The sequence below is a fragment of the Desertibacillus haloalkaliphilus genome (assembly GCF_019039105.1).
Classification (GTDB): domain Bacteria; phylum Bacillota; class Bacilli; order Bacillales; family KJ1-10-99; genus Desertibacillus; species Desertibacillus haloalkaliphilus.
Map to the genome: position 1 here is coordinate 19,684 of NZ_JAHPIV010000005.1, position 21,476 is coordinate 41,159.

The 21,476-nt window shown below is 35.7% G+C and carries 17 protein-coding genes, 1 pseudogene and 2 riboswitches; of the genes and pseudogenes, 16 read left to right on the forward strand and 2 right to left on the reverse strand.

The features are described from left to right. Positions 1-541 precede the first annotated feature (541 nt). From KH400_RS06705 to KH400_RS06735, 7 genes are all read left to right on the forward strand, one after another. Positions 542-907 (forward strand): PilZ domain-containing protein, encoded by a 366-nt coding sequence (locus KH400_RS06705; protein ID WP_217223208.1) that lies wholly within the window; start codon positions 542-544, stop codon positions 905-907. 63 nt (positions 908-970) lie between these two features. After that, a complete protein-coding gene (locus KH400_RS06710) occupies positions 971-2,182 on the forward strand; it encodes a sensor domain-containing diguanylate cyclase (RefSeq protein ID WP_246589422.1) in 1,212 nt (403 codons plus the stop codon). A 101-nt stretch (positions 2,183-2,283) separates the two neighbouring features. After that, a riboswitch (cyclic di-GMP riboswitch) is annotated at positions 2,284-2,370 on the forward strand. A 159-nt stretch (positions 2,371-2,529) separates the two neighbouring features. Continuing rightward, entirely contained in the window at positions 2,530-3,180 is a 651-nt protein-coding gene (locus KH400_RS06715; RefSeq protein ID WP_217223210.1) for a response regulator transcription factor, read from the forward strand. Between the two features lie 70 nt (positions 3,181-3,250). Beyond that, on the forward strand, positions 3,251-5,302 hold the full coding sequence (locus KH400_RS06720; protein WP_217223212.1) for a methyl-accepting chemotaxis protein: 2,052 nt from the start codon (positions 3,251-3,253) through the stop codon (positions 5,300-5,302). 390 nt (positions 5,303-5,692) lie between these two features. Next, positions 5,693-6,844, forward strand: coding sequence for an ATP-binding protein (locus KH400_RS06725; RefSeq protein ID WP_217223214.1), 1,152 nt, complete (start codon positions 5,693-5,695; stop codon positions 6,842-6,844). A gap of 129 nt (positions 6,845-6,973) precedes the next feature. Further along, on the forward strand, positions 6,974-9,865 hold the full coding sequence (locus KH400_RS06730) for an EAL domain-containing protein (protein ID WP_217223215.1): 2,892 nt from the start codon (positions 6,974-6,976) through the stop codon (positions 9,863-9,865). 123 nt (positions 9,866-9,988) lie between these two features. Then, positions 9,989-10,339: an MFS transporter gene (locus tag KH400_RS06735; RefSeq protein WP_312889084.1), complete on the forward strand. Its 351-nt coding sequence runs from the start codon at positions 9,989-9,991 to the stop codon at positions 10,337-10,339. 411 nt (positions 10,340-10,750) lie between these two features. Here KH400_RS06735 and KH400_RS06740 read toward each other — a convergent pair whose 3' ends face one another. Next, a complete protein-coding gene (locus KH400_RS06740) occupies positions 10,751-12,319 on the reverse strand; it encodes a BCCT family transporter (RefSeq protein WP_217223217.1) in 1,569 nt (522 codons plus the stop codon). A gap of 327 nt (positions 12,320-12,646) precedes the next feature. Between KH400_RS06740 and KH400_RS06745 the strand changes: the two genes are divergently transcribed. Continuing rightward, positions 12,647-13,033: a Rossmann-fold NAD(P)-binding domain-containing protein gene (locus tag KH400_RS06745; RefSeq protein ID WP_217223219.1), complete on the forward strand. Its 387-nt coding sequence runs from the start codon at positions 12,647-12,649 to the stop codon at positions 13,031-13,033. Between the two features lie 169 nt (positions 13,034-13,202). Next, positions 13,203-13,397 carry a hypothetical protein gene (locus tag KH400_RS06750; RefSeq protein WP_217223221.1) on the forward strand — a complete coding sequence of 65 codons (195 nt, stop codon included), beginning with the start codon at positions 13,203-13,205 and terminating at the stop codon, positions 13,395-13,397. 305 nt (positions 13,398-13,702) lie between these two features. Here KH400_RS06750 and KH400_RS06755 read toward each other — a convergent pair whose 3' ends face one another. Next, positions 13,703-14,038: a winged helix-turn-helix transcriptional regulator gene (locus tag KH400_RS06755; protein WP_217223223.1), complete on the reverse strand. Its 336-nt coding sequence runs from the start codon at positions 14,036-14,038 to the stop codon at positions 13,703-13,705. 393 nt (positions 14,039-14,431) lie between these two features. Here KH400_RS06755 and KH400_RS06760 point away from each other — a divergent pair, with 393 nt between their 5' ends. The 7 genes and pseudogenes from KH400_RS06760 to KH400_RS06785 all read left to right on the forward strand — a co-directional run bounded on the left by KH400_RS06760 (position 14,432) and on the right by KH400_RS06785 (position 21,404). After that, a complete protein-coding gene (locus KH400_RS06760) occupies positions 14,432-15,283 on the forward strand; it encodes a VOC family protein (RefSeq protein WP_217223225.1) in 852 nt (283 codons plus the stop codon). A 17-nt stretch (positions 15,284-15,300) separates the two neighbouring features. Next, positions 15,301-16,386 (forward strand): LLM class flavin-dependent oxidoreductase, encoded by a 1,086-nt coding sequence (locus KH400_RS06765; RefSeq protein ID WP_217223227.1) that lies wholly within the window; start codon positions 15,301-15,303, stop codon positions 16,384-16,386. A 107-nt stretch (positions 16,387-16,493) separates the two neighbouring features. Further along, positions 16,494-16,623 (forward strand): annotated as a pseudogene (locus KH400_RS26385) (NAD(P)-dependent oxidoreductase); the annotation flags it as partial. A 317-nt stretch (positions 16,624-16,940) separates the two neighbouring features. After that, positions 16,941-17,696 (forward strand): GTP cyclohydrolase II, encoded by a 756-nt coding sequence (locus tag KH400_RS06770; protein ID WP_217223229.1) that lies wholly within the window; start codon positions 16,941-16,943, stop codon positions 17,694-17,696. 108 nt (positions 17,697-17,804) lie between these two features. Continuing rightward, positions 17,805-17,998: riboswitch (cobalamin riboswitch) on the forward strand. A 263-nt stretch (positions 17,999-18,261) separates the two neighbouring features. Beyond that, positions 18,262-18,672, forward strand: a complete 411-nt coding sequence (locus KH400_RS06775; RefSeq protein WP_217223231.1) for a (2Fe-2S) ferredoxin domain-containing protein — start codon at positions 18,262-18,264, stop codon at positions 18,670-18,672. A gap of 1,256 nt (positions 18,673-19,928) precedes the next feature. Further along, positions 19,929-20,372, forward strand: a complete 444-nt coding sequence (locus KH400_RS06780; protein ID WP_217223233.1) for a hypothetical protein — start codon at positions 19,929-19,931, stop codon at positions 20,370-20,372. 582 nt (positions 20,373-20,954) lie between these two features. Next, complete coding sequence (locus KH400_RS06785; protein WP_217223235.1) at positions 20,955-21,404, forward strand: hypothetical protein; 450 nt, start codon at positions 20,955-20,957, stop codon at positions 21,402-21,404. Positions 21,405-21,476: the final 72 nt, after the last annotated feature.

Below are 21,476 nucleotides of genomic sequence, written 5' to 3' on the forward strand. Positions count from 1 at the left end.
CCTTCTCTATTTTAAAACAGGTTTTGGAATAGTATGCATTTCCTAATGGTATCTTATCCTTTGTTGCACCTTATGTAACTATAAGATTAATGATAATTAATAAGGAATAAAAATAGGAATACTCGCTGATTACGAAAACGCCATTTATGTGGATAATAAAATAGCATTGATAAGATCAATCAATATAATTATAGGGGGCTGTATAAAATTACATTGAGATATGGTAATACAGCAACGTCGAGGGACTCAGAGGCTATTTTGAAAGTAACACAAGTAACACTTGCATTGATAAAAAGTAAAAGTGTTGTATGTAGCTCCAGAAACAATAGTCGATTACAAGAGCTAGAGCGACTTAGTGATCAAAAAATAGTTCTAAAATATAAAGTAGGGGAAGAGGTGATATTTCAATATATTGAACCTATAGAAACCGAAATCTACTTACAATAAATATACTATTGGTTTGTTAATCATCCGTTATTTATCTTAATATATTAAATCAGTTTGGTGACTATAATTAACAATCTTTAAGAGGTGATGGGATATGTTATATAAACGGGAAGAAACATTTCGATATGAATTTCAACCTCCATTAACATGTACATTCAACATTATAAAAATTAATGGAGAGGAGATCGAAAGTAATCAAGGTCAAGGGAAAATACAAGATATTAGTCCATCTGGGTTGAAATTAATGTCAATGTTAGATTTACAGGTAACACGTAATGAAATAGATGTCGAAGTGTATTTTACTATGCTTTCAGATTGGGTTGTACGGGGAAGAGTAGTTTGGCAAAAGGTAGCGAATATGAATGAATATTATTACGGCATCGATTTGTCTACGGACATTGGTGAGAGTGAAGATATGATAAATGGGCTAAAAGAATATATCCGACAGGAAAACGATTAAGTGTTTGTAATAATGACTGATCGTTTATCAGTTAGCTCAATAGGTTTATGAGGAGACTATAGAATGAAGAATGAGGTTAACGTTCACAAAAAAAGATGGTTAGTCCTTGTTGTTATTTTAGTAATAGCGGCTATAGATATTTATCAACATACCAAAAGTGGTTTTAGCGTAGAAATGTGGTTGCGTTTATCGGGGATATTATTTATTAGCTACAGTGTGTGGAGACTAGGCGGTAAATATGAACAAAAATATGAAAGTTATAATCAATTGTTACATGAAAAAGAACAGATAAAAGATCGGCTAATGGTAGTTAGCAATAAAAAAGAGGAGTACGAAAATCTATTTAATTCCCTTGATGGGGCAATCTATAGTTTTGATCTTTCAAATCAAGATATCTATTATTCTGCAGGTATTAACGAAGTATACGGATATTCACAAGATGCATTTAAAGATCATCATGAATTATGGAAGGAAATGGTTCATGAGGAGGATGTTACGAAAGTTGAAGAGGCCGAAAAACAATTGCTGACAGGAGAAACGGTGAGAGTCGAGTATCGCATTCTTCATCCTGAATTAGGACAAAGGTGGTTAATTAAAATATCTTCACCAACCTTAAACAAGGATGGGATTCTGACAAAAATTAATGGTCAATTCATGGATATTACAGATCGAAAAGAATTAGAAAATAAACTAAAACAAATGGCATATTATGATGAGCTAACCGATTTGCCAAATCGAAAATATTTATATAGTTACATTAGGAAGGCGTTAGCTCGTGCGAAGCGTAGTAAACATAATTTTTCACTTATGTTTATTGACCTTGATGATTTTAAAATTGTCAATGATACGATGGGACACGAAGTTGGGGATAAATTGCTTAAGGCAGTAGTAAATCGTATAAATGATTGTATTAGAGAAGAAGATCTTATTGCTCGAATTGGTGGAGATGAATTTATCGTTGTTTTTGAAGAAACAACGAAGGATCAAATAGAAGTCATTTCAAGCCGTTTATTCAATAGCGTAGCACTTCCCTATACAATCGATGAAAACGAAGTGAATATTTCTGTAAGTATTGGGATCAGCATGTATCCAGATGATGGAGAAGATAAAGAAACATTGATTGATCACGCTGACAAAGCAATGTATTTCGCAAAAAGTACAGGAAAAAATAATTATAAAATCTATACACATGATTTACATGAAGTAAAGTCAAATAACATTGGACTATTAGAAAAATTAATGAACACGATACAAAACTCTAAAATATTTAAATGACCTTTCGCAAAGAATGGTTATATGCTACCACCGCTAATTAATAAAAAAGTTCCATATTAGTAGTATTTATATCGTTTCAAACACAGCAGTTTTAAAATTTAACTTGATAAAGGCAAACTTATCGAAAGATAAGGGCGCAAAGCTGCGGGCCTAAAGCACAATTATGCTATGGTAGCCGGGTTGCCAAAGAATACTAGAAGTACAAGTGAGCCTAGTTTCTTGGGGTCACTTTTTTTATAAAAACGACGGAATATTAAAAAATATCTGTTCTTTTAATTATAATGTGTTGATAGGATTTTAAAAAATTATTAGAAAGAATGAATAGTAACTATAAGGGCGGGTTATTGATGGAACAAAAAAAGATAACGATTATTTCGGATTCTGATTCACTATTTACATTAATTGAGAATGCTTTGGGAAGTGATTGGATATTAGAACAAATAAAAACAAAAAATTTCGTAGGGAATATTAGAGCGGACATATTTGTTATTGATAGTGATTGTGAAGGATCACAATCTTTAAATCTTCTTAAAGAAATGAACCAAGAGAATCCAACATCACAAAAATATATTGTAGTAACAAAGTCAACTGATTATGATATAAAACGCTTTTTAAAATATGGTGCTACAGGATTGTTTCCATTGAAGTCCTATAACAGCCAGTCATTATCAAAACTTGTAGAAGCTATTCGTAACGGGTATTCATATTTAGATGCTGAAGCCACTCGAGTTGTCATAAGTGAATACCAAAAACTCCTAATTCCTAAATCCATGAGTAATAATTCACAATTCTCTTGTGAATTACTAACAGAGCGGGAAATAGAAATCTTAGAATTACTATCATTTGGTTTGACAAATAAGGAAATTGGCAACTCTATTTATCTTAGTCCATATACGGTAAGCAATTATATAAACATTATATTAAAAAAGTTAAATGTCCCTGATCGTACATCAGCAGCTGTTACAGCGATTAAGAATGGGTGGGTGTCATTAAGCTGATGAGAGGAGATAATTCACAATGTTTCGCTCTGAATCTAGGGGAATGAAATATTACTTTAAGGAGTCTAATATGAAGCAAAGGATTTTTAAAAATCGTCTATTTCTTAAAATATTTTCTGTTTTTATTATTTGTATGTTGATGCCCATGGTTATCAACATCGTGTATACGTTGTATGCAACTTCTAATGCATTGGAAAATGAAGCAAGTCGTTCATTAACTCATCTTGCAGTGGAAAAGAACAAGCAAGTGGATTCTGTCTTTCATTCACAGTTTGACATTTCTCATTCAATTATTAATGACCTATATGTGACTGATTTTTTTAATGAACTAGCTGAAACCAATGAAGTGAATCAAGTACAATTAAGTGCCATTGCCAAAAGCTTGGAAGAACGAGTGGCTACATCCGATGGTTTATATGAAAATATGTTCTATTCTTACGATAATCAAGTCTTGGTAGATGGGGTAGGACAAGTATCAGTGGGGCACGTCTTTGACAGACAACTAGAAGCTTATTATTATGAGCAGCTTGAAAATCCTGGTGTATCGGCTAGTGAATATATGTATTCACCTATAACAGAAAGACCTGTAATTGCTGTCTCAAACTCTTTATTTAACGAGGAGGGTGAACTTTTATCCGTTTTTGTTATGTCTGTAGATATCAATCGTTTGACGGAAGAATTAGTGCAAGGAACTTCAGAGCAAAATGTTCATACGATGATTATTGACCCTGAAGGATTGGTGATTGCATCTGGTAGAAGTGATCAAAGCCTTGATTTAAATTTTATGAGTGAAGAGCACGGTCAAGAAATTCAAGATTTTTATTTAAGCATGGAACAAAACAGTTCGGGAAGTGGACATTTTACGCTAAATGGTACTAAAAATATCGGCTCATTTGTGACGAATGAAAAGAACGGGTTAAAAATCTTAACGTATATGCCTGTTGAGCAGTATATGGGAAAAGTGGAGGATTTAAAGTTCAGTATTATTCTCGTGATTACATTTAGTGTTATCGTGGCTAGTGTAATTGTTATCTTCCGTATCTTAACTATTATTAAGCCGATTCGCCTAGTTACAAAAGCCGCTCAAAAAATTGCAAATGGGGATTTAACAACTCAACAATTAAAGATTAGGAGCAATGACGAAATTGGTGAATTAGCAGACTCATTTAATACAATGTTATTGAAGTTAAAAGAAATTATAACACAGGTCCGTTTGTCTTCAGAAAAAGTAGCAGCTTCAGGGGAAGAATTGTCGAGCACTTCTCATCAATCCTCTTTAATAAGTAAACAAGTTGCTAATGCAATTCAAACAGTTTCTGTAGGTGCGGAAGACCAATCCTCTAAAGCCTCCGAAAGCGCTGATCGAATAAGAGAGATGGCTTCCGGGGTCGTACAAGTAGCCGATAATGCGAAAATGGTGGCTAATTCATCGGAACTGGCCAATAAGAAAGCAAATGATGGTTCTAGTAAGATCTTTGACTTTATTACAGAAAGCGAAATGATTCATGAAAATATTCATAACACAGCGACAAAAGTAAAAAGTCTAGAAGAACGGTCGAAAAAAATTGGCGAGATTGTTGAAGTTATTTCTAATATTTCAGATCAAACCAACCTACTTGCTTTAAATGCCTCTATTGAAGCAGCTAGAGCCGGAGAACATGGACGTGGTTTCGCAGTTGTTGCCAATGAGGTTCGTAAGTTAGCCGAACAATCTAAACAATCGTCTATACAAATCCATGAATTGGTTACTAGCATTTTAATTGAAACAGAAAATACAGTGCTATCAATTAATGACACTGTAAGTCAGTCATCCAATGGGGTTGCAGCAATTAAATCAGTACAGCCAATTTTTAGTGATATTCAACTTTCTATTAATGAAGTAACAAAGCAAATACTAGAAGTTTCTGAAGCGACGAATCATATGAGTTCCTCTATCGAAGGTGTTGTGACTTCGATGAATGAAATTGAAAGTACATCGATTAGCACAACATCGCAAAGCCAGCAAGTGTCAGCTTCTATGGAAAAGCAGTTAACGTCATCTAAAGAAATAACAAACTCAGCTCAATCACTAGCAAAATTAGCTGATGAATTACAGGATTTAGTGAAAACATTTAAACTTTAAGACTAGTTTAGTACTAGTAGAAAAAACATCTTATCTCCTATAGCTTTTAATGATGTAAATCGAAATCTCTATAGTAGTTTGGTATTAAGCAAGGTACTACCTTAGGATTGAATTCCTAATTTCAACCACGTTTATATCATGGTTTTTACTATACTAGTTCTATTCGCGTGGCGGAGTCTAATTATGTGGACTATTTATTATTCAATAGGTAGAAAATAGGAAGAAAAGTAGGAATACACGGCGATTACGGAAATGTTCAATTCATAGATAATACAAGTGGGTAAAAAAGTAGTTTATAAAATTGTTTGAAGGGGATCAGCAACACCTATAGATTAATCACCTAGAGAGTAAATAACAGTTAGTGACCGAAAATGTATGAGAGTGTAATTATTGGAATATTCTAATATTTTGATTGTGGGTGATATTATGAAATCTATTAAAGAGGAACGTTCAATTGAAAGAATTATTAACCAAATTAGTATTAATCTAAAATTAACGAAAGCAAATAAACTAACTGAAAAGAAGAATGAGTTTTATAGTAAATTTCTTAATGAACTACCAGTTGCAGTCATCATGACTAATAGAAAGAAGGTTTTATTCGCTAATCAAAGAGCTGTGTCAGATATTGAAATGGACCGTATAGAAAATATGATTGGTCAAAATGTTTTTCGGATGATTTGTATCAAGGATCATGACATAAGTAAACAGTGGCACAATGCGGTGATTAACGGTGTTAATTATGATTTAAAAGAAGTAGAAGTTGAGTTGGGAAATAAGAAGGTCAAATTCTTTGATATAACGACTATAACTTTTGGTTATGAAGGTGAAGAAGCAATAATACATGTCTTTACTGATGTTACGGATCGTAAATTAATGGAGGATGCTATGATTCGATCTGAAAAGTTAGCCATTGCTGCCCACCTTGCTGAGGGAATTGCTCATGAAATAAAAAACCCACTCACTTCACTTAAAGGATTTTTTAAATTGATTAAAGATAAAACTGATAAAGAATACTTTAACACAATTATTGAAGATGAGTTAAATCGTATCGAACAAATCGCTAATGAACTACTTATGTTAGCAAAGCCTCATTCGGATATCTATAAACCATGTTCTGTTTCCAATCTATTAGATGATGCAATATCATTTCTTGAACCACAAGCGACTGTAAAAGGGAACAAAATAGTGAAAGTATACGAAGACGAAACACTAATGATCCAATGTGAGTCAATGAAAGTAAGGCAGGCTTTTATTAACCTTATAAAAAATGCCATTGAGGCTACAACGAATGGGTGTATTTCCATAACGAGTGAAAGGGTAGATGGTATGGCTGAGATAAAAGTGATTGATAAAGGAATTGGTATGCCTAGAGAGCTATTAGATAAAGCTTGGGATCCATTCTTTACTACGAAGGAAAAAGGGACAGGTTTGGGCTTGATCATTAGTGACAAAATTATTGAGTCACACCAAGGAACAAGGACAATCGAAAGTAGAGAAGGCGAAGGAACGACGCTTACAATTACATTTCCACTTGTAAAATAATGTAGTCAAATAAATAGAAGAGTGCTTAATCATCGGGAATAATTGCTTTTAAGATATCCAATGATTAGTAGAGTTGGGGTGCCAAACATGAAACTAACTGACTTAATTTTTAAAACAAAGAATGATCATATGGTCGAGAAAAAAATAGGTGGTCGTATAGATGATAAGTTAATTAAAAGACTTTTTGGCAAATACATTGATGCAATGTTTATTTTAGATGGACAAGGAGAATTTCTTGCAATTAATCAAGCATTTACACAATTATTAGGCTATCAATTTAAAGAGTTGTCACAAGTATTTCAAGAGTTTATTCAAAAAGAAGATCTTGAAAAACTCGATTATCACTTTTATAAAGCGTTATCAAATAAAATCACATCGTTTGATATATCATTATTACACAAAAATGGAGATCTCATTGACGTAGCTATCACATTTATTCCAGAAATTGATAGTGGCGGCGTTGGAGTGGTTCACGGGGTAGCCAAAACTATTTCGGCAGGTAAAGAAGACGGTATAGAGTATGATTCATTAAAGCAACAATTAAAATTGGTTGAAGAAGAGTCTAACATTGGCAGTTGGGAGTATAATGTTAGCCGTAGTAAAGGGAATTGGTCTAATCAAGTATACTCAATTCTACAGATTGAGAAACTCCCAGCCTTTTTGCCGACATTTAAACGTATGCTAGAGCTTATCGACCCAAAAGAACGTGAGGAATTTCAGAGAGCGATGCAAGATGGTATTGATAAGAGAGAAAGTTTTTCGATTGCATATCGAATTACTCGACAAGATAATGAGGTGAGGGACCTTTACTTTAAAGGGAGCCCAGTACTTAATGAAAATGGTGAAGTCAGTCGTTTTTTAGGGACGGTTCGTGATATCACAGAAAAAAAACAAGAAGAGCAACTACAATTGATAAAAATTAATTTGAGTGTAGGGGTCTGGTCTTATGATGTTAAAATCGGTAAACTTCAATTTTGTTCGCGAGGGATTGAAAAAATCTTCGCACTTGATCGCATAACTCTAGAAAACAAAGGTAAGGGCTGGTTTGATTACGTTCATCAAGAAGATTTATCAAAAGTAAAAGCAAATTACCGAAAGGTGTTAGAAGGCCAAGAAGTTCATGAGCAATATCGCATTATTAACGAAAAACATGAGGAAAAATGGATTGAAACCCAAAGTACCCCTATTCTTGATATGGATGGGAATGTAGTTAGAATAGATGGACATGCTACGGATATTACCAAGCAAAAAGCATCTGAGTTATTGCTAGAGTATATATCCAACCATGACCATGTAACGAAACTACCAAACCGCAAAGCTTTTATGGACAAGCTTAAAGAGGTGATAGACGAAGAACACACCAAGTTTGCTGTGATGTATTTAGATATGGACCGTTTTAGGTCTGTTAATGAATCATTAAGTCATGAGATTGGGGATAAGGTACTAATCGATATTTCAAACCGTCTGAAAAATGCTTTAGACCAAACTGCTTACCTTGCTCGTTTAGGTGGTGATGAATTCGCCATTTGTCTACGTGATATTAATAATATCGCGGATACCTATAAGGTAGCTGAAAACCTCATTGAGTTAATCGAAAAGCCAATTTTTATTGAAGAGCATGAGATTTATATGACAACAAGTATTGGCATTAGTCTATATCCTCTAGATGGTCGTGATATTGATAGCCTTCTCCGTCATGCAAGTATTGCCTTACATAAGGCGAAAGTTGAAGGCAAAAATAGCTGGAAGGTCTATTCTCCTTCCTTAAATATAGAGTCATATAAATTATTTTCTTTAGAAAAAGATTTGAGGAAAGCTTTTATTAACCAGGAGTTTTTTATTGAGTATCAACCAAAAGTAGATACAAAAACAAACATAATAAAGGGAGCTGAAGCATTGATTCGATGGAAGCACCCAGAATGGGGAGTAGTATCACCACACGAGTTTATCCCATTGGCAGAAGACAGTGGGCTCAGCTTCCGGTTGAGTGATTCGGTGTTAGACAAAGTTTGTAAACAGTTAAAAATTTGGGAGAATCAAGGGAAATCACTAGTACCAATTTCTGTGAATATTACACCTAACCGACTATTAAAGGCAGGATTTGCTGATGATGTGTTAGAGATAATAGAAGAAACAAGTGTTGATCCTAACTTAATCGAACTGGAAATAACTGAAGAGACAGTAATAAGAAATATTGATGCCGCTAAATCAGTTATTGCTCAATTAAGAGAAAAGGGTATTACCTTTGCACTTGATGATTTTTGTTCTGGGTACTCATCGCTATCGTATTTAAATGAGTTAGATATTTCTACTGTTAAGATTGATAAATCTTTTATCACTAAAATATCAGATGATAATAATAAAACAAAAGGTATAATTAGAAGTTTAATCATTTTAGCAGATGAATTGAAAGTGAACTTAGTAGCAGAAGGTGTCGAGACGAATGAGCAATTAAACTTTTTACGTCAGCTAGATTGTCCGCTTATACAAGGCTTTATATATAGTAAGTCAATACCTGGCGAGGGTTTACAATCATTATTGAAGAAAGGTTCTATAAAACCAAAGTCTGCAAACGATCTCCAAAAGCGAACCGAAAATCGACGGAAGTTTTACCGCATAAACTTTGATTACCCACTATGCGCGAGGATGACGATCGTTAAATTCAAAGGGCAGGATGTTAAATTAGGCAATTCAAAATCACTTATCGAGGACCTTAGTTTAGGGGGAATACGATTTACGACACAAATTAATTTGCCTGTACGTTCAGATGTTCTATTAGAATTTACAACGAAAATATTAGGTGAAGAAGTTACAGTGTGCGGATATATTGTATGGAAACATGAAGCGAACAATGATTTGTTTCAATATGGATTACAATTTATTACAACGGAAAAAGAGATGGATAAATTTGCCCCACTTTTTAATAAACTGTCATTAAATTTGAAAACTAGTCCAATACTTCAAGACTGTAGTTTTTTACGAATAGGAAGGACAGCGTATTTTAAGGGAGAGGACAAATGATATATAGCTTACACTATGACAATGTGAAAAATGGGGCTATGATGATCAAATCATTCCCTATTTTTTATTTTATCAAGGATACCCGATTCTTTTAAAAGAAATGAATACTTACTACCACACCTGATAAAAAAATATAGTAGAAGTATAGTTATTACATATTCAATATTGAGTGCAGGGGTAATTTTTATTTTAACACCATTATTATCTAATGTTTTTTTGTTAGGTATTGTTTCATTTATTCTTGGATTAAGCTTAGGTATTGGTCAACCACTTTCTATATCCATTACCATAAATTCTTTACCGAAAGAGAGAGTTGGAGAAGGTCTAGGGCTGAGACTATCTATTAACAAATTGACTCAGGTATTAATGCCAGTTTTATTAGGTGGTGTATCTGCTGTTGGTGGTATGGCGAGTGTTTTTTATATTTCAGGATTGTTGATCATGTCTGCATCTTTAAATAAGAAGAAAAAATAAAACAAAAGAACATTAAACCAAAACTTTAAATAGATCTTTCTTTACTCGACATGTGCAAACAAACACCAAACTAAAAGTCACAGCCACCTTTCCATATAGCTGTGATTTTTCCTTGTGATTCATTTCCCTATGTCCGGCTCAATAATACGGTGGGTGTTCGTGTGTATAGATACTATGTCAAGAAAATCTCGCTGTGTCCATTTTCTTGACATAGCATCCTCCTTTTTAATTAACTCATAATAGTAGTAATCACAATACTTAGTTGTAAGTCAACCTTTGATGAAGTCAGAAATTTTAATGAAGATGTTCTTTTTTCTCAAAAAGGAAAACACCCCCATATAAATTAGGGGATGTTCTTAAATTTATTTTTTTAACAATGTTATTATAGGTACATGTTCGTCGATAAAGTTATTATTTTGCTACTTTTACCTTCACTTCTTTTGTATCTTCAACAGAAGGTTCTTCACTTTGTTCTTTAGCCATCTGCTTTGCAATTTTTGGTGCACTCCATAGTGGTGGAAGTAGTAATATAGATACAGGTACTGCGGTGACAACAATAAAGTTTTGTAATGCCTGTATACTTCCTTCACCAATGGTTAGTAGTACGACGGATAATATACCGAATAAAATGACCCAAAAGACTCTCATCGATTTTTGTGGATGATCCGTACCTTGTAAGGTTACTGCGACCGTATAAGAAATGGAATCAACTGTCGTCGATACAAACACAATACTAACGATTAAGAACCCAATAGCCATCCATAATCCCATCGGTAGTTGATCCGTAATGGCCATTACGGTCGCGGGCATTCCGCCATCACCTAATGGGCCTGAAATGGAACCAGGATTGTTTAGTTCTTGAGATAACCCTGTACCACCAACAACTGCAAACCAGAAGTTACTAACTAATGGTGCAATAATAGATACTGCTACAATAAGCTCCCTGATCGTGCGACCACGCGAGATTTTACTAATAAAAATAGCCATCATTGGAGCATACCCTAGGAACCAGCCCCAGAAAAATATAGTCCAATAACCGAGCCAAGCTTGATCCGAGCGATATAAATTCATTCCGAAAAAGTTCTGTAATTGAAAGGCTTGAGCACTAATAAAAGAATCTATTAAAAACATTGTTGGGCCAATAATGAGAATGATTGCTGTTAATAATACAACAAATATAACATTTAAGCGACTTAAGAATTGAATACCTTTGTCAACACCACTTGCTACAGATATAGCAGCAATAATGATTAGTGCCCCAACAACGATAATATTCGTAACCAACGTATTTGGAATATCAAATAAAAAATGAAGACCATATCCAATTTGCAGACCTAAAAATCCGATAGGTCCCATTGTGCCTGCAGCAACTGCAATAATTGAAACGATATCGGCAGTTGACCCAATGATACTTTTATTAAATATTTTTTCTCCGAAAATAGGATATAAAACTGCACGAGGTTTAAGTGGATACCCTTTATGATAATGTGCATACATGAGGACAATTGTTGTTAAAGTACCTAAACACGCCCAAGCTAGGAAGCCCCAGTGTACAAAGCTTTGTGATAAAGCCGGTATGATTGCCTCTTGTGGTGTCAGCCCATCATTCGCAAACAACGGTGGAGTTGTAACATAATGATAGATTGGCTCTGATGCAGCCCAAAATACACCACCACTAGCTAGGAGCGTACATAGAATCATAGAAATCCAACGGAAATAACCATTCTCAGGTTTCTCCATTTTTCCTAACTTCACATTTCCATATCTTGAAAAAGCTAATATAATTCCAATCGCAAAATTTCCTAGCAATAATAATTGCCAATAAGCACCAAAAAATGTCACTGACCAATTGAAGGATTCAGTTACCCAACCTTCAACCATATTAATGTCAATTAGTGAAGAAATGACAAAGAGGAATAAAAAACCTCCACTAACAGTAAATGTAGCCCAGTCCGTGTTCAAATTGTTTATTGTTTTCATTCTTTTCCTCCCCAAAAGTATACGAAGCGAGATCGTTATTTTAATCTTCCATTGAATATCCTTGATGTTTTGAGGAAAAGGTTACGGAACTGAAGTACCACTTGTTCTCTTTCTAAACCGGATACACCTATAATAGTCGTCTAAGATAATTTCACCTTTCTTTCTAATTCCATTTAATTCTAAATATCGATTAGCCGAATGTTAACAGTTTAACATTATATTAATAAAACATGACGCAGTCAAACCACTTTATCTTTTGAGGGCTCTGATCCCACGGATTTAGATGGCAGTCTTTATCGAAGGCAATTAACAAGGTTAGAACATGATATGGATGATCTGATTCGTGGGAGATTTCGCTGGGGTCCAGCAGACCGCAGACGCACGCCGTGGTTTAGGAATGTACCAGACCGTACACTCCTATGGCAAACTGCAGGAATTGGAGGGGGAACACTGCATTATTATGCTAACTCTCCACGTGCGTTTCCTGAGGCAATAGATGGAGAATGGCCGATTAGCTACAGGGAACTCATGCCTTACTATGAGAAAGTGGAAGCTACGTTGCCTGTTGAGTTTGCACAAACGACAACGAAAGAGGCACTTTTTTATTTTGGTGCTAAGAAGGCTGGCTTTTCTCAGAATCGAACATTAGATGTCGTAAGCACTGGCTACCGACCGCAACCAAATGCAATCGTTCGTTCACTATTCACCAAGTGAAAAATCTAAAAAGAGAAGAGAGCAATTAACCAAAATAGCAACGAATATTTTACATCAAGCAGGTGCGAAAAAAGTCCATCGCAGTGACTTGCCACCGAACTATTATATTCACTTACAAAGTACAATGAGGATGGGGTTTGTCGTCGATCCATCATGAGATGCTTATCAGGTGGGGCGTCTCCATGTTGCCGATAATAGTGTTGATTATAATAGTTTAGGTGGACCTAATCCAACGGCTGCGACACAGGCACTCGCAACTAGAACGGCAGAAAAATCGCGAATAAATATTTTAGTTAATCCGCTTTTCTTGCAGTCGGATGAGAATATGACGCAATTTGAGGTTAGTGTTGATCGACATTTTTAGAAAAAGACTATAGGTTTAATGTTGAACCTTTAGAAGAAAGCATAAAAAAGGCGCTCCAGAATGAAGCGTCTTTTTGGGTGTGAGAAAATCAAACTCGGATATTAGTAAGGTGAGAGTGGTTTGCTAACATCTCATTCATTATAAAGGCTTCTTTTTTCATTTCTTCCGTTGTAATCCCCAATTCACTATAACGATGACTTGTCTGCAAAGAAGAGACATTAGCATAGCGACTCCAATAAAGAGTATTATGCTAATGTCTCATTTTAAATTTCAACAACTTCATAAAAATCTGTTGTATACCTCCGCTAATTTTTTTCAGTTGCGTCTGAATCCTCCATAATCCAAGCTTGAGACCAGTTCTCAATTGTTTTTAAAATGGGTTCCATGGCCTGCCCTTTTTCTGTCAAGGAATACTCAATGATGACTGGGGTTTCGGGTATAACCTCACGTTTCACTACCCCTTGGTGTTCTAAGTCCTTTAATCGTTCTGATAAGACCTTACCACTTATACCAATAGAAGATTGTATTTCATTAAACCTTTGTGATCCCAATAATAATTGATAGATCACTAATGCTGTCCACCTTTGACTTAATAACGAAATTGCCTTTTCAAATCTTGGGCAAATTGTACGTTGTTTCATTTTTAAAATTCACCTCTCTTGATTTCTATTGTACCACAAAAGCAGATATTAAATTACAATAGAATATTTAGTTACTTGACATAATTGGATAATTTAAATATACTTACTTACATAAAGTAACTAACTTAAAAAAGGGAATGGCAATAGATAAACAAGAACTTGGAAAGTTATATTAAGAGCAGTAGTATGACTTATATTTTTTATTCTGGGCATCAAGGTTCCAAGGTCGTCTCGCAAATACCGTTAGCGCTTTTGATCGTATTGGGATTCTTGGATTAATGGTATATAACTTGTTTTATGAGCAATATTATTTATTTCGTTTTAGCTGATTCATCACGGATTTCTTTGGATCAAAAGATTTTTAATAAAGAAAAATAATATTAGGGGGAAACTATGAGGTATCATACGAAACCTACAACGTTTGTTGGGCATGTCAAAATTAAAGTAGAAAATTTACAACGTTCAATAGAATTTTATCAAGATATTTTGGGATTCAGTGTTTTAGAAAAAACAATTTCAACAGCAAAACTAACGACTGATGGGAAAACTAGCTTTTTATCACTGGAACAACCTGAAAATGTTATTCCGAAACAAGGAAGAACCACTGGTTTGTATCATTTTGCGATTCTCTTACCAGATCAATCAGATTTAGCCAATATTGTCGTGCATTTGGTCGATAAAGGAATTCGCTTTGGGGCTTCAGATCATCTTGTCAGTGAAGCACTGTATCTAAATGATCCAGATGGAAACCAGATTGAAATTTATCGTGACCGCACTCCGTCTGAATGGAATTGGAATGGTGATGAGATAGCAATGACTGTTGATCCACTAGATTTTGAAAAATTGCTACAGCATGCTACACCAAATAGTCGTTGGGAAAAAATGCCGACTGAAACGGTCATGGGTCACATTCATTTGCACGTATCCGATCTAAAAAAGACAGAAGAATTTTATGTAAAAGGATTAGGAATGGATGTCGTCAATCGATTTGGCGGGCAGGCATTATTCCTTTCTTACGGAAAATATCACCACCACGTTGGGGTCAACACATGGAATGGTGTAGGTGCTAAAGCTCCGGCCCAAAATAGTGTAGGTCTCGAATCGTTTACGCTCATTTTTGATAATGAAGAAGCACGAAAGCAAGTAGTAACACAATTGAAACAAATTGGTGTGGATGTATTAGAAGAAAATAATCATTATATTACGCTTGATCCTTCTGGAAATCGAGTAGAGTTAGCGGTATAAGGTTGGGAGGCTTTGGGATGTCTACTGTAGAAAAAACAAGCATCGATATAGGGATTTACACACTTGCAGATATTGGTCCTGATCCATTAACTGGAAAAACGGTAACGGTTAAAGAACGATTAACAGAAATCATTCAAGCGGCAACACTTGCTGATGAAGCAGGGCTGGATATATTTGGGGTAGGGGAGCATCATCGTCTAGATTATGCCTCTTCTTCACCTGCAGTCATATTGGCTGCTATTGCACATGCAACAAAACGAATTAAATTAACAAGTACTACAAGTGTGTTAAGTACACTTGATCCGGTTCGTCTCTTTGAAGATTTTGCTACATTAGATTTACTTTCAAATGGTCGAGCTGAAATCATAGCTGGCAGGGGAGCATTTATAGAATCATTTCCGCTGTTTGGGTATAGCACAAACGATTATGATGAATTGTTTGAAGAGCATATGGATTTGCTTTTACAATTAACTCAAAATGAGACCGTTACGTGGTCAGGAAAGTTCCGTTCATCTTTAAACAATGCTGAAATTGCCCCGAGGCCAGTACAAGAACGCTTACCAGTTTGGATCGGGGTTGGCGGTTCGCCGGAAAGTGCTGTTCGTGCTGGAAAATTTGGCGTTGGAATGGCACTAGCGATATTAGGCGGAGATCCATTACGTTTTAAACCGCTCGTTGACTTTTACCGTGAAACCGGAATAAATGCCGGGCATTCCCCAGAAGACTTAAGGGTTGGCGTAACGGGGCATGCCTATATTGCTGAAACAACTCAGCAAGCGAAAAGTGAATTCTTCCCATATTACTCGAACTATTGGTCCTATGTGAATCGTCAACGAGGAATGGGAACGAGATTATCAAAGGACGACTTCGATCAAATGACAGGCCCAGATACCGCATTGTTTGTAGGAAGTACGCAGCAAATTGTGGAGAAAATCTTAAGACAACATGAGGCTTTTGGACATACACGTTTTCTAGCACAGCTGGATATAGGCGGCTTGCCTGTTAGTAAAGTAGCGAAAAGTATTGAATTACTAGCGACAGAAGTTGCACCAATAATAAAAAAAGCAACTAGTAAATCAATAAAAAATGAAACATTGGCATGATTTTAGGTAGGCAATGACAGGATTACTGGTGCATAAAAACCTTACGTCAAATGCAAGATAGGTACCTGGTATTCTGTTTTGTATTGCAGGGCGAATTACATTATGATTCAGTAATCGGTACACCTGATTTTCCAGAGATATTTATACCGACAAGCGAAAGGGCAAGGGCGAAACTTGCAGGAGTTACAAGAAACATCCACTACTATTACATGGACATTTATCATTCCCTCTGCGATAAGCTCCTATGTTGAATGAGAACTACTAAAGCCCCTTTACGTTGTTGTTGCAACGTTACTGGTACATCTAGAGACGACCACTTTTTCGTAGTCGTCTTTCTTATTTGTCCCGGTTTGTATACAAAAAAACATCCAATTGTATTTTCGCCCCACTTTTTTTCAAGTGAGGATATTACAGTTATAACGGGATAAATGATCAATTGCCCTAAACTAGGTTTGAGCAAAAGAGCATTACTAATTCAGAAACCCATAACCACTAATTTCCCTATATGGAAATATTACCTTAACGACAAAATAATAAAAAAGGATAGGATACTGATGACACAAACAAAATTCGAGTCAAGGATTCTTTCAATACTTGAAGATAAAATTCAACTAATTAAAACAAAGGAAGGTGCCATCTATTTAGTTGGACCTATAAAACTTCCGGTTAATTTGGATGGAGAGACAGTTCAATTCAATTGGTACTGTTGGTTAAATTGTGGTGAGGTAACAGAGGACTTTGACCGTATTATTGATAAATTATCTTCAGCTAATTTATCCGAATTACAGCAATCGAGTGTCTTAACCTATGGTGATTTTAGCTACAGTGATGATGCCATTATTAGAATGCATTCCATCTGTCATACAGGAGATATTTTCGGAAGTAAAAGGTGTGATTGTGGGTATCAATTAAAACAATCAATGAAAAATATTATTGAACATGGTACAGGTGCTTTATTTTATTTAGCTAATCATGAAGGACGAGGAATTGGTCTATTTAGCAAAGCAATGGCTTACATTCTCCAAGAGAATAACTACGATACAGTTGAGGCAAATGAAGCGCTTGGCTTTGTTGATGATTCTAGAAATTATAGTGATGCGATTCATGTTTTAAAAGCATTAAGAAGTAAGCCTGTTACTTTATTGACCAATAACCCGAAAAAATTAGAGGCTTTAAAGAATGCTGGTTTACCGGTATCAGGAAGAGAGTCGTTATGGGGAGATCGATCAGAGTTTAATGAAAAATATCTAGAAACAAAAGTAATTCGTTCGGGTCACATTGGAGAAGAGGAGACATGTTGTAATGACTAGTCATGAATTCTACTTGTGGAATAGGGGAAGTTTAAATAGATTGAATTTCCTTTGTTTATAAGTTATTGTAGTAATTGTCTAAATATTATTTCTTTGGTCATAATTTAATATTTAATAGGAAGTTTAGGTGTTATATAGACTTAATAGGGAATCTGGTGAAAGTCCAGAACTGTCCCCGCAACTGTAAGTGTGGATGAAATGAGAATGACCACTGTATAAGGAACTGAAGAGGTGCTTATACGGGAAGGCTCAGAGTAAAGGGAAGCACAAGTCAGGAGACCTGCCTCAATTTCCAAAAGTTTTTTATTTCTTCGGGGGGTGAGAAGTTTAAACGGCAGGACTGACTTTCATAAAGGTCTTAATGACAAATATGCCGTTTATGCTCTTTCTCTAGTGTGAGGAAGGGCTTTTTATTTTGTTCATAACCTGGGCTGCTCAACAGGCGGCTATGAAGGGACATTAGGTATTTAACAAATGATTTGCTACCACTACGAAAAAACTGATTAGAGAAAATTAGGGATTTGAAAAGATATGCGAAAAAAATATTTAGGAGTTGGGGAATAGAATGGCTACATGGGATTTAACAGAAACTAAACATCATATTTTACTATGTAACGGAAGCAGTTGTAACAAAGCTGGAGCAGAAGAGTTAACACAGGCAGTTAGAGCAGAGATTATGGCAAGAGGATTAGATCATGAGATTCATACAACTAGAACACGCTGTAATGGACGTTGCCAAGATAAATGTGTATTAGTTGTGTACCCATCAGGTAGATGGTATAAGGATCTGAAACCAGAAGATGCTTCTCATTTAATTTCATCTTTATCTAATGATAATGAGAAGTTATCAAATAAAGTTTCTTTCCAATATAATGGCATTGCATTTGAAAGAACGGAGGAAACGGTCATTGGGGAGAAAAAAATTCAGGAAAAGGTAGCTAGAGTAACAAAAGGATTGTCTATGGATAAGCAATAAAACGATCAGGATGAAGAAAAGATGATTCATAGGAAGATTTTAATATCATCAATAGACTACCAATTACTTACAATGCCTGATAGAAGCTCTCAAAGGGGGGAATTCATGGGTTAAATTAGCAATATCAATCTATAATGTAACCCGCTCCTCCGCCCACATCAGAAGTCGCAGTTAATTTAGGACCTCTCTTTTTTAAAACGGCCCAATTTCACAAATTGGGCCGTTTACTTAATGCAATTGGCTATCCTCATACATAAACAGTCATAAAGGGGGATAAATGCCCTTCCTATAGGTATACAACAATATATCGATTTGTACCTCTGAGCCCGCTTGACAAACTATCAGTTCCTTACCTATAGGTAACAATTCATTTACTCTTACGGATTCTCAAGAAAGTCAACCTGTTCTTTACTACATTTGTGAATGATTAAGGAGAGAGCAACGATGTTTATGCCGTATTTCCCTTATAGACAACAAGTTCCTTTATTTGTATCCTATCCTCAATTTCAGGTGGGAGTACAACCAGCGGGTCCTGACACATGTACTGTAATTTGTGAACAAGAGTTACGTCGATGTTTACGTCGAGGATACCGTTTTGATTATTGTTTGAGTGAAAAAGATCGATGTATGGAAAGATGTAATGAACTATATGGTGTTTCGACACCCTTTAGACAGCTATATCAACCTGTACCTCGTCCTCCTCACCCTATTCAGCCTATAGGGGGCTGGAGTTGGAATGGAGGGGAATTAATGGCTTGTGATTGTATGTACGCTGGTCAATGTTATAGTAATGGATCAAAAATTTGTATGGATGGCAGGGTGCACGAGTGTAAAAGTGGTACGTGGGAATCGACAGGGCATAGCTGTTAATATGCAATATCTCCATGGTAAGTGCTTGTAGGAAAGCATGAAGGAGTATACAACAAAGATCGAAAGAACGTTATTGGTCGGAATTTTGCTGGCTATTTGCTGTATAAACTCGACTTTTTTCAACAGTTAGGCTTTTCAGAAGTTAAAACCTTAATGAATCAATAATGTATCAACGATAAATTTGTCTATTGATCACCCCCTTGAGTTAAAGGGGGTTGTTTTTGGTTAAAGTGGCCAATGCCTAAGACTAGAACAAAGACCTTACTTTTAAAATAACAAACCGCAAAATTACTTCTCTCTCTTAACTCACTTGAATGGTCAACTGTACATAGGATAATTTATGTTTTTTGTTAAGTTAACTTATTTAAGTAACAGGAGGTAGAATAATGGATTATGAGAATTTACAAAGATTGATCGCTCAGGCCAAACAAGATGAACGTTTCTTTCAAAGACTATCTCATGACATAATTCATACGATACAAACTCTTGATTATCTCAATGATGAGACGAAACGGCAGCTCATTAACAGCTTATTATATGAAGATCAAAGTGAGTTTGATGCGAGAAGAAGGTGTAGCGTGACTTGTGGTGATGCATCGTGTTTTATCACATGTGGAACAAGGAGAACTTGCAGAGTAACATGTAGAAGCAGTTGTGGGGGCAATACTTGTTTGGGTTCCTGTGGTGGAGCAACTGCAGGCTTACAAATGACACCACTTGAGCCTCAAATCCCCGAAGTTCAGGCTCCTTTTCTACGAGGTAATGTTCAACCTGGTACTTTACCAATAAAACCATTTCGACCAGGGTATCCTCCACAAACGTATATTTAAACTAAGTGAGGTAGGTGAATAGCGTGGATTTAGAAAGATTACATCAACTAATTAATCATGCAAAGAAAGACAAAGTTTTTTTTCGCCAGTTGCAAAACGACTTAATTAAAACAATACAAAACGTCGATTATCTTGATTCTCATACGAAGAATGACATGATTGATTACATTCAAGGTCAAAAAGATGGAGAGACATCAAATCGTGTAATTGCTCACCCTAAATGTTCCGGTTGGACCTGTAATGCTATTACGTGCGGGCGGCGATCGTGTAATCAAACATGTGCGGATTCCTGTGGAACAACATGTTTAAGAATTACATGTGGGAATACTTGCGGTAGGGGATCCTGTGCCCACACTACTTTTGTACAGCCGCAGGTGTTTCGGCCCCACCCGCTACACCCCCGCTTCCTTGGTCCTCAATTGCCCAGCCCACATCAATTTATCCAACCAGGATGGTACTCGCAATGGGGCAATAACTAAGAATGTTTGTAAGTTTGGACTGCCTTGTCCATAGGTTTCAACATAAGCAAAGATATATAAAGGTGTATAAAAAAATATAAAGGTTTATGACGGAGGTTAGAGTATGATTGATGAAACATTAAATAAGCTGATTAACCATGCAAAGAAAGACAAAACGTTTTTTCGAGAATTATCTCATGATCTCGTTGAAACAATTAAAAAGCTGGAGTACCTTGATGATGAAACAAAGCATTCGATGATTCAAAATATAAAGAATGGGGATGTAGATGAGTTTCACGATAATCGAGTTGAGAGAGTATATTGTCAGGAGACTTGTGGTCATGCTTCATGCGGTAAAACGGTAAATTGTTCTCCGAGATCATGTGCGAGAACGACTTGTGGTATAAGTTGTGCTTGGACTTGTGGTGACGGATCTTGTCAAAGAACACGAGTAGGACAAGTTTTACAACCATTACAGCCGTATTCAAACGGATTACAGCCAGGAATGGTTCAACCAGGGTTTGTTCAACCAGGAGTTATGCAACCATATGGATATCCACCTAGAGGTTACTAGGTTACACTGCTTTATGAAGTAAAAGTGTGGAAGAGCATGATTTACTATCATAAAGATTCAATAAAAAGAATA